This is a genomic window from Neopararhizobium haloflavum (genome assembly GCF_002750855.1).
In the GTDB taxonomy this organism is placed as follows: Bacteria; Pseudomonadota; Alphaproteobacteria; order Rhizobiales; family Rhizobiaceae; genus Georhizobium; species Georhizobium haloflavum.
Genome location: NZ_NWUC01000002.1, coordinates 583,924 through 598,552 on the forward strand (window position 1 = coordinate 583,924; position 14,629 = coordinate 598,552).

The following is a 14,629-nucleotide window of genomic DNA, read 5'->3' on the forward strand; positions in this document are numbered from 1 at the left end:
AGAAATTTTCGGCAAGAGCGATGAAGCTTTGTGCAACGCGCGCACAACCGCCGGCATCCAGACGACAGAATGCGTCCCGCTCCGCTGTTTCAGCGGAGCGGGAGGTTTCTCGTCTTCATGGATCGGCGGCTATTATCGGCCAGTGATGCCCGGGAAGATGATCAACATCGCCAGCGCCAGAGCCTGAAGCCCGATAAATGGCAACAACGAGCGGAAGATTTCTCCGAGCGAGATATCCTTGGGCGCCACAGACTTCAGGTAGAAGGCGGCCGGCCCGAAGGGTGGCGAGAGGAATGACATCTGCATGTTCATGCAGAACAGAACGCCGAACCAGACCGGATCGAAGCCGAGTTCCATGACGATCGGCACGAATATCGGCAGCGTCAGGAGCGCGATGCCCACCCAGTCGAGGAACATGCCGAGGACGAACAGAATGATCATCATGAAGATGAGGACGACATACCGGTTCTCGGAAATGCCCGAGATCGCATTGCTGACGAAGTCGATGCCGCCCATCAGGTTGAACACGCCGATCAACGCGCTGGCACCAATGCCGATCCAGACGATCATGCCAACGGTCGACAGCGTCTGAAGCGCGGCGTTCTTCATGAGGGTCAGAGAGAATTCGCCGCGTACGATTGTCGACAATATGACCCCGAGCACCCCAATCGCCGAGGCCTCGGTGACGGAAGCGATGCCGCCATAGATTGACCCCAGAACGAATACCACTACGAGGATGGGAAGGATGACGCCCTTGAGCAGCGACAGCTTTTCGCGCGTCGTCATCTCGTTCGGCTCGGGTATCGGCGCCTTGGACGGGTCGAGGTACGCGCGGATTAGGACATATGCCACATAAAAGCTGGCCAGCATGAAGCCGGGTATGAAGGCGGCGGTGAACAGCGCCCCGATCGAAACGTTCGCCGTCAGGCCGTAGATGATGAGAACGATCGACGGGGGAACCATGGTGCCCAGCGCCCCACCGGCGCAGACGACGCCGATGGCAAGGCGCCGATCATACCCGAGCCGCAACATCTGCGGCAACGCGATGAGCCCCAGAAGCACGATCTCGCCACCGATGATGCCGCTCATGGCGGCCAGAATGACCGCGACGAATATGGTTTGGATCGCCACCCCGCCACGCAGGCGGCCGCCGATCAGACGCATGGCGTCGAAAAGATCGCGCGCTATCCCCGAGCGATCGAGGATGGCCGCCATCAAGACGAACATCGGCACGGAAACGAAAACGAAGGACGAGACGAACGAGTAGACGCGGCTGGTGATGAGCGGAACCGCCATCGGGCCGAACCAGCCGAGCGCGAAGATAAGTGCGACGAGCAGTGTGACGAAGGCAAGCGGCATGCCGGTGACCAGCAGCGCCAGCAGCAGGCCGAACATGGCCAGCGTACCGAACTCGATACCAAGTGCGGAAAGATCAAACATTACGAGCGCCTTCCGCGACGGGCATAGTTGACAGCGAGAATGACGAACTGAAGCGCCATGACGACGAGCACGACCAAGAGGAACACCTTGAGCAGGGCCGGCGTCGGCGGATTCCAGGCGCTGCCCGTTCCTTCAAGGCGAATGCGCCCGTCCGGCGCCCAGACGGCGCGGCTGACCATGAGCCAGGCTGCGTAGGCGAAAAAGCCCGCCGAAAGACAACAGATCAGCGAGATGACGATGTCCATCCATCGTCGCCCCCTGGCCTCGAGCTGGTCATAGATCAGGACCACGCGGATATGCTTGTCGTGGGCCACGCAATAAAGGCCGCCGAACACAAAGGCGACTGCGGAGAGGAAAATGCTGGTTTCGTGCGCCCAGAGGGTGGGTGACCCGAAACCGTAGCGCATCACGATCTCGAAGATCAGCACCGCCATGGCGAGCAGGATGCCGATCGCAAAGACGATGGCGATGCGGTCGATGACCCGGCCGAGCGGTCCGGCCTCTTCAATGGGACCCGTCGGCCCCTCCAGTTCCTCAACCAGGTCCGCATCGTCCTTGGCCATCGTCGCCTCCCGCGTCAAAAAAGCCGGCGGGCAAGCCCGCCGGCGGTTGGCATCATTCGCCGAGCAGATTGTTCTCGCTGAGATAGGTCGTCAGCGTGTCGTAGACCTTCTGCGCATTCTCCGAGCCGGACGCCACCTTTTCCCACTCGCCGGTCGCGATCGAGCGGAACTTGGCGCGCTCTTCATCGGACCAGTCGTGAATGGTGATCTCGCCGCCTTCCTTGGCTTCGGCCACGGCCTTCTCATCGGCCTCGGCAAGTGCAGCAACCTGGCGCTGAGCGAAATCCTTGACGGTTTCTTCGAAGGCCTGCTTGATGTCGTCCGGCAGTTCGTCCCACTGCTGCTTGTTCATCGAAATCTCGACCAGCGGCATGGAGTGGAAGCCCGGATAGACCGGGTGCGGTGCCACATCATGAAGGCCGGCAGCCTGGTTGGTCGAGAACACCGTGTTGTCGGCAGCTTCGATCACGCCCTTGTCGATCGACGTGAAGACCTCCGAGCTCGGCAGGTTGACGGGCGCGGCGCCGGCAGCGGCGAAGACTTGCTGGACCAGCCCTTCCGGAGCGCGGACCTTGACGCCTTCAAGGTCGGCAACGGTATCGATCGGAACCGCGGAGACGAATGCTTCAAGACCAGGCGTCGTGGCGCCGATGAAGTGGAGACCGTACGGCTCCAGTATCTCGTTCATCAGCTCCTTGCCGCCGCCGTTCTCCATGAAGTCGAACATCTGCTGCGGGTCCGACCATGCGCCGACCGGGTTGGCGATCAGGCCGAACGCCGGATCCTTGCCGGAGAAATAGGACGTATCGGTGATGTGACCGTCCAGAATGCCCGCTGCGACAGCGTCCTGCGTCTCGTTGTGCTCGACGACCGCCCCGACCGGCAGCAACTCGATTTCGACCTGGCCGTCGGTCGCTTCGCTGACCGCTTCCGCCCAGGTCTGCTGCAGTTCGAAATTCGGGTTGCCGGACGGATCGCTCGACTGGAACTGGAATGAGTATTCCTGTGCATGTGCTGCCGCACCCAGGGCGACGAAAGCCGTCGATGCGATGAGAAGCGTCTTGAGGTTGTTTGTCATGGTCTCTCCTCCGATTGTTATTGGTAGGTTACGCCCGAATGTTTTCGGACGCGGCATCCCCTCCGGACACAGACTGCTCCGCCCGGAAGGTATCGACAAGACCGCGCAGAATGGCGGCCGGTGGATTGGCGATGTCGACGATCACGGCTTCCTGCGATGAGGGCGGCTCAAGATCGGCAAGCTGGCTGTCCAGCATCGACAACGGCATGAAATGGTCGCGGCGGGCCGTCATGCGCTCGGCGATCAGGCTTCGCTCACCCGAAAGGTGAACGACGCGCAGCCCCGTAAGCTCGCCGTGCAGGATATCGCGATAGCTTCGCTTCAGCGCCGAGCAGGCAATGACCACCGGTCCGGCGCCGCTCGCACTCAGCCTTGCAGCCCTGGCGATCGCAACCAGCCACGGTTTCCGCATCGCATCAGTCAGCGGTTGTCCCGCCGACATGCGGGCGATGTTCTCCGCAGGGTGGAACGCGTCGCCCTCGATGAAGATGCCGCCCAGCGCGTCGGCAAGCGCATTGGCCAGCGAACTCTTCCCAGAACCGCATACACCCATGACAAGGATGAAGCGGCCGTCGCTCTTGGCGCCGGTGCCATGTCCTGCCATCTGTGACTTCCCTCCCAATAGCGATACCTGGTAGGCAGTGATGAATGATAGCGCAATCATTTGTCAAGTTGCCGTTATCATGCTTTTCGCATAAATTCGAATCGGATGGGAAAGAAACAGCGACAAAACAAAGGCATAACGCTCTCCGACGTTGCGGCGCGCGCTGGTGTCAGCGCTATCACCGTTTCGCGGGTGCTTCGGCGACCGCAAATGGTGTCGCCGGATTTGCGCGAACGCGTGAAGGTGGCGGTGGAGGCGCTCAATTATCTCCCCGATCCGGCGGCAAGCGCCCTTGCCTCGAAACGTACCAACGTCGTTGGCGTACTGATCCCCTCCGTCACGAACCAGGTCTTCTCCGCCGTCTTGCGTGGCATCTATGATGCGACGGAGGAGACCTCGCTGGACATCCAGCTCGCCAATACCCGCTACCGGATCGCCGAGGAAGAAAAGCTGATCCGCATCTTCCGCAGCCAGAAGCCGGCCGGCATGATCGTCGCGGGTATCGATCAGTCCGAAGCAGGCAAAAGCATGCTTCAGGATCTGGATTGTCCGGTCGTCCAGATCATGGAGATCAGCCCGGATCCGATCGACATGATGGTGGGTTTTTCGCATTTCGAAGCCGCTCGCACGGCGACGGATCATCTTGTGCGGAACGGATATCGCCGTGTGGGCTTTCTGGGGGCACGAATGGATCCGCGCACGCAGCGCCGATACGAAGGCTATCGGGCCGCGCTGGCGGCTGCGGGGCTCGATCATCAGGGTCTGGCGATCACCACCGTCGCAGCGTCAAGCGTCACGCTGGGCGGGCAGATGCTCGGGGATCTCCTCAGTCAGTGCCCGGATGCCGATGCCGTTTTCTGCAACAATGACGACATCGCGCTTGGTGCGCTTTTCGAATGCCAGCGGCGCAGGCTAGGCGTGCCCGACGCGTTCGGCATTGCTGGTTTCAACGACATCGAGATGATGGCGTGCACCTATCCTTCGCTCACGAGCGTGCGAACACATCGCCATGAAATGGGGCGGCGTGCGGTCTCGCTCATCATCGACGCGCTTGACGGCAAGCGGCCGGAACATCCGGTCGTTGATCTCGGATTCCAGCTCATGGAGCGTGACAGCACCAGGCGGTCCCGACGACTGGATATCGGCGTGCGCTCATGATCGAGCAAACCAGCATCTCGCGGCGCCGTTGAACGGATTGAATCTCAACTCCACGCACCCACGACCGCTCGCGTGGATGCGCAGACAGCATTGTTGAAACAGGACCTGACATGAAGATCACAAAGCTCACCACATACATCGTCCCACCGCGCTGGCTGTTCCTCAAGATCGAAACGGACGAGGGCATCCACGGCTGGGGTGAGCCGGTGGTCGAAGGCCGGGCGCATACCGTTCAGGCGGCAGTGGACGAATTGTCGGACTATCTCGTCGGACAGGACCCCTTTCGCATCGAGGACCATTGGAACGTGATGTATCGCGGCGGTTTCTACCGCGGCGGCCCGATCACGATGAGCGCGATCGCGGGCATCGACCAGGCGCTCTGGGACATCAAGGGAAAAGCGCTCGGCGTGCCCGTATACGAGCTGCTTGGGGGGCGCTGCCGAGACCGTATCCGGGTTTATTCTTGGATCGGCGGTGACCGACCGTCTGATGTCGCCGCCAATGCCCGCGATGCCGTCGCGCGCGGCTTCACGGCAGTCAAGCTCAACGGGTCGGAAGAGATGCAGATCGTCGACAGCCACGCGCGCATCGACGCGGCCGTCGCGACAATCGCCTCCGTCCGCGAGGCCGTCGGTCCCCATATCGGCATCGGCGTCGATTTCCATGGCCGCATCCATCGGCCGATGGCGAAGATCCTGATCAAGGAACTGGAACCCTACCGGCTGATGTTCATCGAGGAGCCGGTGCTGAGCGAAAATCGGGAGGCACTGGCGGAAGTCGCGCGCGCCACCACGACGCCGATCGCGCTCGGGGAACGGCTCTACAGCCGGTGGGACTTCAAGCCGATGCTTGCCGACGGCGTTGTCGACATCCTCCAGCCGGATCTTTCGCACGCAGGCGGCATCACCGAGTGTCGCAAGATCGCCGCCATGGCCGAAGCCTACGATGTTGCGCTGGCGCCGCACTGCCCGCTTGGACCGATCGCGCTCGCGGCGTCGCTGCAGATCGACGCTGTCAGCTACAATGCCTTCATCCAGGAACAAAGCCTCGGCATCCACTACAATCAAGGCAGTGATCTGCTCGACTACGTCGTCAACAAGGATGTCTTCCGCTACGAAGACGGCTATGTCGCGATCCCGGACGGGCCCGGCCTTGGTGTCGAAATCGACGAGGCGTTCGTCAAGTCGCAGGCCAAGACGGGGCACCGTTGGCGCAACCCGCTCTGGCGACACCGCGACGGCTCTGTCGCAGAATGGTGAGGACCGTGCCGGACCACCGCGCGCCCTCGGCATTGGTCGCACTGCTCGATGTTTCGTGCTACCAATGCCCTTCCAATGGCCGCTCCACCTTACCAGCCTCCCGCACGCAACACCTATGACATCGTGATTGTCGGCGGCGCCGCGGTCGGCTCGTCCATTGCCTATTGGCTCAGCCAACAAACCGGCGAACGCCCTTCAATTCTGGTCGTCGAGCGGGATGCCAGCTACGCCTATTCATCCACCGCGCTTTCAACCAGCGCGATCCGTCAGCAATATTCAAACCCGATCAATGTCCTGATCAGCCAGTTCGTTGTCGAGTTCATCCGCAATTTCGAAGAGCGGATGGCCCCATTCTATCCGGGCGAGCCCGCCCCCGATCTCGGCTTCAAGGAGCATGGATATCTTTACTGCTGGTCTCCGCAGGGCGTGGATGCGGCCCGCGAGCGCGTTGAGCGACAGCGCAGCCTTGGTGCCCACACGGTGTTTCTCGAACCCGGCCCGCTGAAGGATCGCTTCCCCTGGATCAACGCCGATGATCTCGGGGGTGCCTCGTGGGGGGCGCGGGCAGAAGGGTGGTTCGATTCCATGGGGCTGCTCAACGGACTGCGCCGCGCCGCCCGCCGCAGTGGGGTCGATTATGTTGACAATGCCGTTACCGACATCGATCTGGAGGACGGCAAGGTAAAGTCCGTGCGGCTCTCGACAGGCGATCGCGTGTCGTGCGGCGTGCTTGTCAACGCGGCTGGTCCGCGTGCGCGGCAGGTGGCTGAAATGGCCGGACTTTCCATCCCCGTCTTTCCGTTCAAACGGTACAGTTTCGTTTTCGCCAGCAGCATCGCCATTCCGGGTCCGATGCCAAACGTTATCGACCTGTCGGGCACCTTCGTGCGACCCGAAGGCTCGTTGTTTCTTGCGGGGAACACGCCACTCGACAACGGCCCCGCCGACTACGACGATTTCTCCATTCGTCATGAGGAATTCGATGACCGGATATGGCCGGCGCTGTGGCACCGCATCCCATCGTTCGAGGCCTTGAGGGTTCTGCGAAGCTGGACCGGCCACTACGAGTACAACACGCTCGACCACAACGGCATTGTCGGCTTTCATCCCGAAGTCGCGAATTTCATGTTTGCCAACGGGTTCTCCGGGCACGGGCTTCAGCAGTCACCGGCGGTCGGCCGCGCGGTCAGCGAACTCATCCTGACCGGGCGATTCCAGACACTGGACCTTTCCCCCATGCGCTACGAGCGTATCCCGCTGAACCAGCCATTCATGGAAGAAGCGGTCATCTAGGGCATTCCGGTCGGCTTATCGCTTCGGCCGAGAGCTTCTGCCGATGGAAATCCCTAGCCGGCAACGAGGACGGAATCCTGGCCGAGCCGCCTGAAAGCGAAGCCGTCGTGGGCACCTCGTTGCCTTCGCTCAGAGACCAGCGTGGCCTGGTGGCGTCATACGGCGACCGGTCACGCTCTCGACGCGGATCAGGAAATAGAGCGGCGAAAGCTCTCGCTCCAGCCCACCCGTGACGGTTCGCGTGAAAGCTGGCTCCCACCAATTGGCCCGATGCTGCAGGATATCCCAGGCCACCTGGCGCTCGTTCTCATGGGCGTCGTCTGCCGGTATCTCTTCGAACCTCCCAAAGACGACAACGCATTCCCATTCGAGGCGGGTGCGGATCTTGTCGACTTCAAGGCAGACCAATGGATTGTGCCGCATCCATTCCACCTTCTGTCCGAAGGTCGCGAAGGAGTAGATGATGCCCTCTTCGAAGACGTAGGACACCGGCACGACATATGGCTGGCCATCTTGGGCGCAGCCGAGCCGCCCGAGCGTCTCTCTTCTCAAGAGAGCATGGCACTGCTGCCGGTTCATTTCGTCGATCTTCGTCATGATATGGTGCCGTGTCGCCAGGCAGCCGCATCTCCTGCTGCCGGCTGGGTTCGATGAGAATGCTGATATCCGCCCGATCCCGCTTTATCAGTCCGCAACGGCAATGCTCGTTGATCCAAGTCAAGCGGACGGCGTGGTTGACGTCTCACGGAACGATCGATGTACTGGCCGTGATCGCCTCGACCAGACGGGCATGGGGCAATTTGACGAAATCCTTCGGTATTTCGTCTGCCACCACGGCGGCAAGACGAGGGTCCAAGAACTCCCGGATATAGCCCAGCATGCGCGGTTCGGCAGCAATGATCAGACGGTCGAAGGCATCCCCGACGCGATGCCGGGCCAGTTGCTCAACCAGATGGCGCGCGAAATCGCGATGACGGTCCTTGACCGGGTCGGAGCCATATTCCATCGACGAGCGATGACGGCTCGTGGAGGAAAAGCTGCGACCGGGCCGGTCACTCATGATTTCCTGGAGAGGTTTTTGCTCGTGATGGAACAGAAGATCCGCAACGCGCTCGCCTGTCAGCCGATCAGGACGAAGTTGGCGGATCAGCCGCGCTGTGGATCCGTCTGCAAGAAGTATCCATGTCCGTGACCGTCTCACATCCCTGCCCGCCTTTTGGGAGATCTCCTTCCAGCAGACATCCTTAAACGTTGAGACGCCTTGACGCGGATCAATAGCCTGAAGCCTCGCAGCGTTTTCGTGCTCGCTGACAGACGGCCGACCCTAAGACTGATCCAGCGTTGCCATCACCGAAAAGAGCTCCGCGAAGCCAGCGATGATGGCATCGGGCGCAAGGTCACTGAGCTTGCGATCGCAATAGCCATCCTCAATGAGAACGCATCGCATGCCGGCAGCACGCGCTGCGTCGCGATCGGCGGCGCTATCGCCAACGAGCAGTATTTCTCCAGGCTCGAATGTCGAGTGTCTTGCCGCCGCCAGCAGCATGTCCGGCGCCGGCTTGCGTGCAAAGCCGCTGTCACCGCCGATGACCGTCGCCATCATGTCGAGGAGACCGAAATGGGCCAAAATGGCGCGCGAGAAGCCCTCGGGCTTGTTGGTAACGCAGCCAAGCACGAGCTTCCGATTTGCGCACTCTGTCACCGCCTCGCCGGCCCCTCGGCGAAGTCTCGTCTCCCCGACGAGGTTTGTCGCGTAGATTTCCATCATGGCATCGTACTGCCGCGTCAAAGCGTCCTCGCTCAGCACGATGCCATGCGCAGCGAAGGCGCGTTCCACCAATCGCATGATGCCATGGCCGATCATGCTTCTGACAGCCGGGAGACTGTGCGGCGAAAGTCCGTTGTCCTTCATCAGGATATTCACCGAGCGCGCGATATCCGGCGCGGAATCGACGAGGGTCCCGTCGAGATCGAAAAGCACCATCCCGACCGATCCGCTGCCATTCGTTCCGGGCCGGACGCCCACGGTCATGAAGCCTTCCGCATGGCGGCGGCAAGCCCCGCATCTCTCAAAGCCAATATGTTTCCGGCGTAGGCTTGCTCCGTTCGTCCGGCGAAGACCGCCGAGCCGGCGACGAGCACGTTGGCACCCGCCGCGACGAGATCCGGCGCTGTTTCGGGCGTCACGCCACCGTCGACCTCGATATCGATCGGTCTGTTCCCGACAAGTGCGCAAGCCTGGCGCACTTTTTCGATCACGGGGCGAATGAGCGACTGACCGCCAAACCCCGGATTGACCGTCATGAGCAGGATCAGGTCGATATCGTCCAAGAGCCATTCGATCGCGCTGACCGGCGTCGCCGGATTCAAGGAGACGCCGGCCCGCTTGCCGAGAGCGCGGATCGCCTGCACCGCGCGATGGAGGTGCGGCCCAGCTTCCGCATGGACCGTAATGATGTCGGCTCCGGCCTCCGCGAAGGCGGCAATGTAGGGATCGGCCGGCGCTATCATCAAATGGCAATCGAAAACCTTTGCCGTTCGGTCGCGAACCGCCTTGATTACCGGCGCGCCGAACGTGATGTTCGGCACGAAATGCCCATCCATGACGTCGAGATGGATCCAGTCCGCACCAGCCCTTGCGACCGCATCAATCTCATCTCCGAGCCGGGAGAAATCGGCCGAAAGGATCGAGGGCGCAATCAACAGGTCGCGGCTCATGATGCCGATCCCGGTTCTTGGGAAGCATCGAAGACACGGCTTGCGCGAATGTCCTCGGCGCCGATTTGCGAAAGCGCGCTGGCGTCGAGCGGTCCGTCAGAGTTTTCGAAAATGCGGTTGGCCTGGCGCAGTCGGGCCCTGTCAAGTGCATTGCGGACGGAGCGGGCGTTGGCAAAATGCGGCTGGTTGCGCCGCGCCTCGATATAATCGGCGAACACGTTCCTGGCCTCATCGGAGAAATGATAGCTCTGCTCGGAAAGCATGATTTCCGCGATCCGAAGAAGCTCGTCATTCTCGTAATCCGGAAAATCGATGTGGTGGGCGATGCGTGAGCGGAAGCCGGGATTGGAGGCGAAGAACCTGTCCATACGGTCGCCGTAGCCCGCCATGATGACGACCAGGTCGTCTCGCTGGTTCTCCATCACCTGTAGCAGGATTTCGATCGCTTCCTGGCCGTAGTCCCGTTCATTTTCCGGACGGTAGAGATAATAGGCTTCGTCGATGAACAGGACGCCGCCCATCGCCTTCTTCAGGATCTCCTTCGTTTTCGGCGCCGTGTGTCCAATATATTGCCCGACAAGGTCGTCGCGCGTCACCGAGACGAGATGACCCTTTCGAATATAGCCAAGCCGGTGCAGCAGATTGGCCATCTTCATGGCGACGGTCGTCTTGCCGGTGCCTGGGTTGCCCGTGAAGCTCATATGCAATGTGGGTGTGCGATGGTTCAGCCCCATCCGCTTGCGGGCTCGCTCGACGAGCAGCAGTGCCGCAGTCTCGCGGATACGCTTCTTCACCGGCTTCAAGCCGATCAGTTCGCGATCGAGTTCCTGCAGGACGTCCTTGACGCCGGAGCTTTCGTATTCGCTCTTCAGGTCGACGGCGCTGGGACGCTCTTCGACCGTTTCCGTCCCCTCGACGGGTTCGGGCCTGACATTCATGGGGCGCTCCATTCACGGCTAACAGGTGCCGGCTGGCCGATCGGCCAGCCGGCATTGCTCAGTGCAATCAGGCGTAGCGTTCGCCTGCCGGCCGATCCGATGAATAGGGCCGGATCGAATAGCGCTGTGCCCGTCCTCGGTGCTCCGTCCGTTCCATACGGAAGCCCGGCTCGTTCTCGGGCCTGTTGACCAGGAAGGACAGTCGAACCGATTCCCAGCCGTGCGTGGAATCGAAGGCGACGATGCGGATATAGCGGTTGCCATATGCCTTGCGGCAGGCGGTCAGTTCCATCATCACCGCCGCCGCGTCCGGGTTGTCGAACATTGGATGGCCGAACATGTCCCAGTAGGTGTTGCGGGGGTGCGGATCGTCGGTGAACTCGATCGAGACCGCCCAGCAATTGTCGATGCAATACTGCACCTGGGCACGGATCTGGTCGTCGGTGAGATCGGGCAGGAACGAGAATGTGCCCTGGGTGATGCGCATGGTGGTTCTCCTTATTCCGCCGCGGTCGCGGTCGGCACGAAGTCGGGACTGTCGGTGGAGGCGTAGTTGAAAGTGACATCTTTCCAGGTGTCGAGCGCCTGGCGCAGGGGCTGGCAGTGCTTGGCCGCCGCCTGAAGGATTTCCGGCCCTTCATTGACGTAGTCCCGGCCCTCGTTGCGTGCGAGGATCATCGCTTCCAGCGCCACGCGGTTTGCCGTGGCGCCTGCGGCGATGCCCATCGGGTGGCCGATCGTGCCGCCGCCGAACTGCAGCACCACGTCCTCGCCGAGATGGTCGAGAAGCTGGTGCATCTGGCCGGCATGGATGCCACCCGAAGCGACCGGCATCATGCGGTTGAGCGATGCCCAGTCCTGCTCGAAGAACAGGCCATGCTCGAGTTGCATCGGGTTCTTCTCCTCGCGGCAGATGTCGTAATATCCGCGGGTCGTTGCCGGGTCGCCCTCCAGCTTGCCGACGACGGTGCCGGCATGGATGTGGTCGACGCCGGCGAGCCGCATCCATTTGGCGATGACGCGGAAGGAGACGCCGTGCGAGCGCTGGCGGGTATAGGTGGAATGGCCCGCGCGGTGGAGGTGCAGGATCATGTCGTTCCTGCGCGCCCACTTGGCCATCGACTGGATCGCGGTATAGCCGATGACGAGGTCGATCATGACGATGACCGACCCGAGCTCCCTTGCGAACTCGGCACGCTCGTACATGTCTTCCATGGTTGCGGCGGTTACGTTGAGATAGGTGCCCTTGACCTCGCCGGTCTCCGCCTGCGCCTTGTTCACCGCTTCCATGCAGTAGAGGTATCGGTCGCGCCAGTGCATGAAGGGCTGCGAGTTGATGTTCTCGTCGTCCTTGGTGAAGTCGAGCCCGCCCTTCAGCGCCTCGTAGACGACGCGGCCATAGTTGCGGCCGGAGAGCCCGAGCTTCGGCTTGACGGTGGCGCCAAGCAGAGGCCGCCCGAAGCAGTTCAGCCGCTCGCGTTCCACGACGATGCCGGTCGCCGGTCCCTGGAACGTCTTCACATAGGCCGTCGGCAGCCGCATGTCCTCAAGGCGAAGCGCCTTCAGCGGCTTGAAGCCGAAGACGTTGCCGATGATCGACGCCGTGAGGTTGGCGATCGAGCCCGGTTCGAAGAGATCAAGGTCATAGGCGATGTAGGCGAAATACTCGCCCTTCGCGTTCGGCACCGGATCGACCCTGTAGCACTTGGCACGATACTTTTCCGCCGCCGTGAGCCGGTCGGTCCACACCACGGTCCATGTCGCCGTCGAGCTTTCGCCAGCCACCGCGGCCGAAGCCTCAACCGGATCGACCCCATCCTGTGGCGTCACCCGGAAGAGCGCGATGACGTCGGTGTCCTTCGGCTCGTAGTCGGGCTCCCAATAGCCCATCTTCTTGTATTCCATGACGCCGGACTTGTAGCGGTCCTTGCCCCTTACGGTCATCGACTGGTCGTTCATGATGGTCTCCCTGGTTCAGGCCGCCTTGGCGGATTGGGTCTGCGGGTCGAGCTTTCCGTCTGCGTAGCGCCTCGCCATGTCGTCGAGGCCGATCGGCTTGATCTTCGAGGCGTTGCCGGCCGTGCCGAACCGCTCGAACCGGTCCCGGCAGAGTTCGGCCAGTGCATCCATGGCCGGCTTCAGGAACTTGCGGGGGTCGAATTCCTCCGGCCGTTCGGAGGCGACCTTGCGGATCTGGCCGGCCATCGCCATGCGGCAGTCCGTATCGATGTTGACCTTGCGGACGCCATGGCGGATGCCGCGTTCGATCTCCTCGACGGGTACGCCGAAAGTCTGCGGCATCGTCCCGCCGAACCGGTTGATGACGTCCTGCAGTTCCTGCGACACCGACGACGAGCCGTGCATGACGAGATGCGTGTTCGGCAGTTTGGCGTGGATCTCCTCGATTACCTTCATGGCGAGTATCTCGCCGTCGGGCTTGCGGGAGAATTTATAGGCGCCGTGCGAGGTGCCGCAGGCAATCGCAAGCGCGTCGACCTTTGTGCGCATGACGAAGTCGACCGCCTGGTCCGGATCGGTCAGGAGCTGTTCGTGCGACAGCTTGCCGGTCGCGCCGTGTCCGTCCTCCGCTTCCGCCTCGCCGCTTTCGAGCGAGCCGAGAACCCCGAGCTCGCCTTCCACCGAAACGCCGACCCAATGTGCCATGCGGGCAACGCGCTCGGTGATGGCGACATTGTATTCGTAGCTCGCCGGCGTCTTCATGTCGGCTTCAAGCGACCCGTCCATCATGACGGAGGTGAAGCCGTGACGGATTGCGCTCAGGCAGGTGGCTTCGTCGTTGCCGTGGTCCTGATGCATGCAGACGGGAATGTTGGGATACATCTCGACCAGCGCGTCGATCATCTTCGCCAGCATGATGTCGTTGGCATAGGAGCGCGCACCGCGCGATGCCTGCATGATGACGGGCGCGTCGCAGGCCTTGGCTGCCTCCATGATCGCAAGTCCCTGCTCCATGTTGTTGATGTTGAAGGCCGGCACGCCGTAGCCGCGCTCCGCGGCATGATCGAGCAGTTGGCGGAGTGTGATGCGGGACATGGGTCAGGACCTCCCTTCGAGTGAGAATTGCGGTTCGTCGGGCTCGGCCGGCGTCAGCACGGGCATCAGCCAAGGCAGCACGCGAGCCGAGGCGGCCGTTGCCGCTACCGGCCGCGATCGCGCATCGACGAAATAGTCGCCGAGAAGCGCGAGACGGTTGGCGAAGGCCCGCTCGCCGCGGGTCTCGCCGGGGTGGAAGCGCAGATTCTCCAGCAGCGCGATCGCGCCATGCGCGACATATCCGACGCCCGCTTCCGCGATCGCCCCGACGCAGTCGGAAACGAAGGTGACGGGTCGACCCGTCGCATCCTTGAGTTCCGGCGCGATCGAACCGAGGCTCAGCACCGGGTTGATATCGCCGCGCGGATCTCCCAGCCCCGACATCACGACCGCCCGCGCTTGCGCCGCCGTCAGCGCCTTCAGCATCGCGATCAGTTCGTTGCCGATGCCGAAGTCGAGATCGGCGAGGACCAGGACGGTCTTGCCGTTCAGATCCACAGAGGTCGTCTCGAATGCATTCATTC

The 14,629-nt window shown here is 61.9% G+C and carries 16 protein-coding genes; 3 read left to right on the top strand and 13 right to left on the bottom strand.

Features of this window, described 5'->3' with window-relative positions:
* Window positions 1-132 precede the first annotated feature (132 nt).
* The 4 genes from CN673_RS07225 to CN673_RS07240 are packed head-to-tail and all read right to left on the bottom strand — an operon-like array spanning window position 133 to window position 3,685.
* Window positions 133-1,440, bottom strand: coding sequence for a TRAP transporter large permease (locus CN673_RS07225; protein ID WP_099865532.1), 1,308 nt, complete (start codon window positions 1,438-1,440; stop codon window positions 133-135).
* Window positions 1,440-2,003: a TRAP transporter small permease subunit gene (locus CN673_RS07230; protein ID WP_099865533.1), complete on the bottom strand. Its 564-nt coding sequence runs from the start codon at window positions 2,001-2,003 to the stop codon at window positions 1,440-1,442. The genes CN673_RS07225 and CN673_RS07230 overlap by 1 nt, the downstream gene beginning before the upstream one ends.
* Before the next feature lie 52 nt (window positions 2,004-2,055).
* Window positions 2,056-3,081, bottom strand: a complete 1,026-nt coding sequence (locus CN673_RS07235) for a TRAP transporter substrate-binding protein (RefSeq protein WP_099865534.1) — start codon at window positions 3,079-3,081, stop codon at window positions 2,056-2,058.
* A 28-nt stretch (window positions 3,082-3,109) separates the two neighbouring features.
* A complete protein-coding gene (locus tag CN673_RS07240) occupies window positions 3,110-3,685 on the bottom strand; it encodes a gluconokinase (RefSeq protein ID WP_099865535.1) in 576 nt (191 codons plus the stop codon).
* Between the two features lie 105 nt (window positions 3,686-3,790).
* On the opposite strand from CN673_RS07240, the gene gntR reads away from it, so the two are divergent.
* The 3 genes from gntR to CN673_RS07255 all read left to right on the top strand — a co-directional run bounded on the left by gntR (window position 3,791) and on the right by CN673_RS07255 (window position 7,395).
* Window positions 3,791-4,843: an HTH-type transcriptional regulator GntR gene (gntR, locus tag CN673_RS07245; RefSeq protein WP_099865536.1), complete on the top strand. Its 1,053-nt coding sequence runs from the start codon at window positions 3,791-3,793 to the stop codon at window positions 4,841-4,843.
* A gap of 110 nt (window positions 4,844-4,953) precedes the next feature.
* Window positions 4,954-6,102, top strand: coding sequence for a galactonate dehydratase (gene dgoD / locus CN673_RS07250; protein WP_099865537.1), 1,149 nt, complete (start codon window positions 4,954-4,956; stop codon window positions 6,100-6,102).
* A 75-nt stretch (window positions 6,103-6,177) separates the two neighbouring features.
* Entirely contained in the window at window positions 6,178-7,395 is a 1,218-nt protein-coding gene (locus tag CN673_RS07255; RefSeq protein ID WP_099865538.1) for an NAD(P)/FAD-dependent oxidoreductase, read from the top strand.
* 129 nt (window positions 7,396-7,524) lie between these two features.
* Here the strand turns inward: CN673_RS07255 and CN673_RS07260 are convergent, their stop codons facing one another.
* The 9 genes from CN673_RS07260 to pgk form a co-directional block, all read right to left on the bottom strand.
* The gene (locus tag CN673_RS07260) at window positions 7,525-7,992 is read right to left on the bottom strand and encodes a pyridoxamine 5'-phosphate oxidase family protein (protein ID WP_099865539.1); all 468 of its coding nucleotides are present in this window, start codon (window positions 7,990-7,992) and stop codon (window positions 7,525-7,527) included.
* Window positions 7,993-8,137: 145 nt separating this feature from the next.
* On the bottom strand, window positions 8,138-8,596 hold the full coding sequence (locus CN673_RS07265) for a host attachment protein (RefSeq protein WP_157928823.1): 459 nt from the start codon (window positions 8,594-8,596) through the stop codon (window positions 8,138-8,140).
* 123 nt (window positions 8,597-8,719) lie between these two features.
* Complete coding sequence (locus tag CN673_RS07270) at window positions 8,720-9,427, bottom strand: HAD-IA family hydrolase (protein WP_099865541.1); 708 nt, start codon at window positions 9,425-9,427, stop codon at window positions 8,720-8,722.
* Window positions 9,424-10,113: a ribulose-phosphate 3-epimerase gene (rpe, locus tag CN673_RS07275; RefSeq protein WP_099865542.1), complete on the bottom strand. Its 690-nt coding sequence runs from the start codon at window positions 10,111-10,113 to the stop codon at window positions 9,424-9,426. The genes CN673_RS07270 and rpe overlap by 4 nt, the downstream gene beginning before the upstream one ends.
* Window positions 10,110-11,051, bottom strand: a complete 942-nt coding sequence (gene cbbX / locus CN673_RS07280) for a CbbX protein (RefSeq protein ID WP_099865665.1) — start codon at window positions 11,049-11,051, stop codon at window positions 10,110-10,112. Before cbbX ends, rpe begins: the two co-directional genes overlap by 4 nt.
* Window positions 11,052-11,118: 67 nt before the next feature.
* Window positions 11,119-11,538 (bottom strand): ribulose bisphosphate carboxylase small subunit, encoded by a 420-nt coding sequence (locus CN673_RS07285; protein WP_099865543.1) that lies wholly within the window; start codon window positions 11,536-11,538, stop codon window positions 11,119-11,121.
* 11 nt (window positions 11,539-11,549) lie between these two features.
* Window positions 11,550-13,010 carry a form I ribulose bisphosphate carboxylase large subunit gene (locus tag CN673_RS07290; protein ID WP_099865544.1) on the bottom strand — a complete coding sequence of 487 codons (1,461 nt, stop codon included), beginning with the start codon at window positions 13,008-13,010 and terminating at the stop codon, window positions 11,550-11,552.
* Window positions 13,011-13,025: 15 nt separating this feature from the next.
* Window positions 13,026-14,105 (bottom strand): class II fructose-bisphosphate aldolase, encoded by a 1,080-nt coding sequence (gene fba / locus CN673_RS07295; protein WP_099865545.1) that lies wholly within the window; start codon window positions 14,103-14,105, stop codon window positions 13,026-13,028.
* 3 nt (window positions 14,106-14,108) lie between these two features.
* Complete coding sequence (pgk, locus tag CN673_RS07300; protein ID WP_099865546.1) at window positions 14,109-14,627, bottom strand: phosphoglycerate kinase; 519 nt, start codon at window positions 14,625-14,627, stop codon at window positions 14,109-14,111.
* Between the last annotated feature and the right edge of the window lie 2 nt (window positions 14,628-14,629).

Excerpts from the sequence above, each read along its gene's own strand:
- CN673_RS07225 (WP_099865532.1), bottom strand. The coding sequence starts at position 1,440 with ATGTTTGATCTTTCCGCACTTGGTATCGAGTTCGGTACGCTGGCCATG.
- CN673_RS07230 (WP_099865533.1), bottom strand. The coding sequence starts at position 2,003 with ATGGCCAAGGACGATGCGGACCTGGTTGAGGAACTGGAGGGGCCGACG.
- CN673_RS07235 (WP_099865534.1), bottom strand. The coding sequence starts at position 3,081 with ATGACAAACAACCTCAAGACGCTTCTCATCGCATCGACGGCTTTCGTC.
- CN673_RS07240 (WP_099865535.1), bottom strand. The coding sequence starts at position 3,685 with ATGGCAGGACATGGCACCGGCGCCAAGAGCGACGGCCGCTTCATCCTT.
- gntR (WP_099865536.1), top strand. The coding sequence starts at position 3,791 with ATGGGAAAGAAACAGCGACAAAACAAAGGCATAACGCTCTCCGACGTT.
- dgoD (WP_099865537.1), top strand. The coding sequence starts at position 4,954 with ATGAAGATCACAAAGCTCACCACATACATCGTCCCACCGCGCTGGCTG.
- CN673_RS07255 (WP_099865538.1), top strand. The coding sequence starts at position 6,178 with ATGGCCGCTCCACCTTACCAGCCTCCCGCACGCAACACCTATGACATC.
- CN673_RS07260 (WP_099865539.1), bottom strand. The coding sequence starts at position 7,992 with ATGACGAAGATCGACGAAATGAACCGGCAGCAGTGCCATGCTCTCTTG.
- CN673_RS07270 (WP_099865541.1), bottom strand. The coding sequence starts at position 9,427 with ATGACCGTGGGCGTCCGGCCCGGAACGAATGGCAGCGGATCGGTCGGG.
- rpe (WP_099865542.1), bottom strand. The coding sequence starts at position 10,113 with ATGAGCCGCGACCTGTTGATTGCGCCCTCGATCCTTTCGGCCGATTTC.
- cbbX (WP_099865665.1), bottom strand. The coding sequence starts at position 11,051 with ATGAATGTCAGGCCCGAACCCGTCGAGGGGACGGAAACGGTCGAAGAG.
- CN673_RS07285 (WP_099865543.1), bottom strand. The coding sequence starts at position 11,538 with ATGCGCATCACCCAGGGCACATTCTCGTTCCTGCCCGATCTCACCGAC.
- CN673_RS07290 (WP_099865544.1), bottom strand. The coding sequence starts at position 13,010 with ATGAACGACCAGTCGATGACCGTAAGGGGCAAGGACCGCTACAAGTCC.
- fba (WP_099865545.1), bottom strand. The coding sequence starts at position 14,105 with ATGTCCCGCATCACACTCCGCCAACTGCTCGATCATGCCGCGGAGCGC.
- pgk (WP_099865546.1), bottom strand. The coding sequence starts at position 14,627 with ATGAATGCATTCGAGACGACCTCTGTGGATCTGAACGGCAAGACCGTC.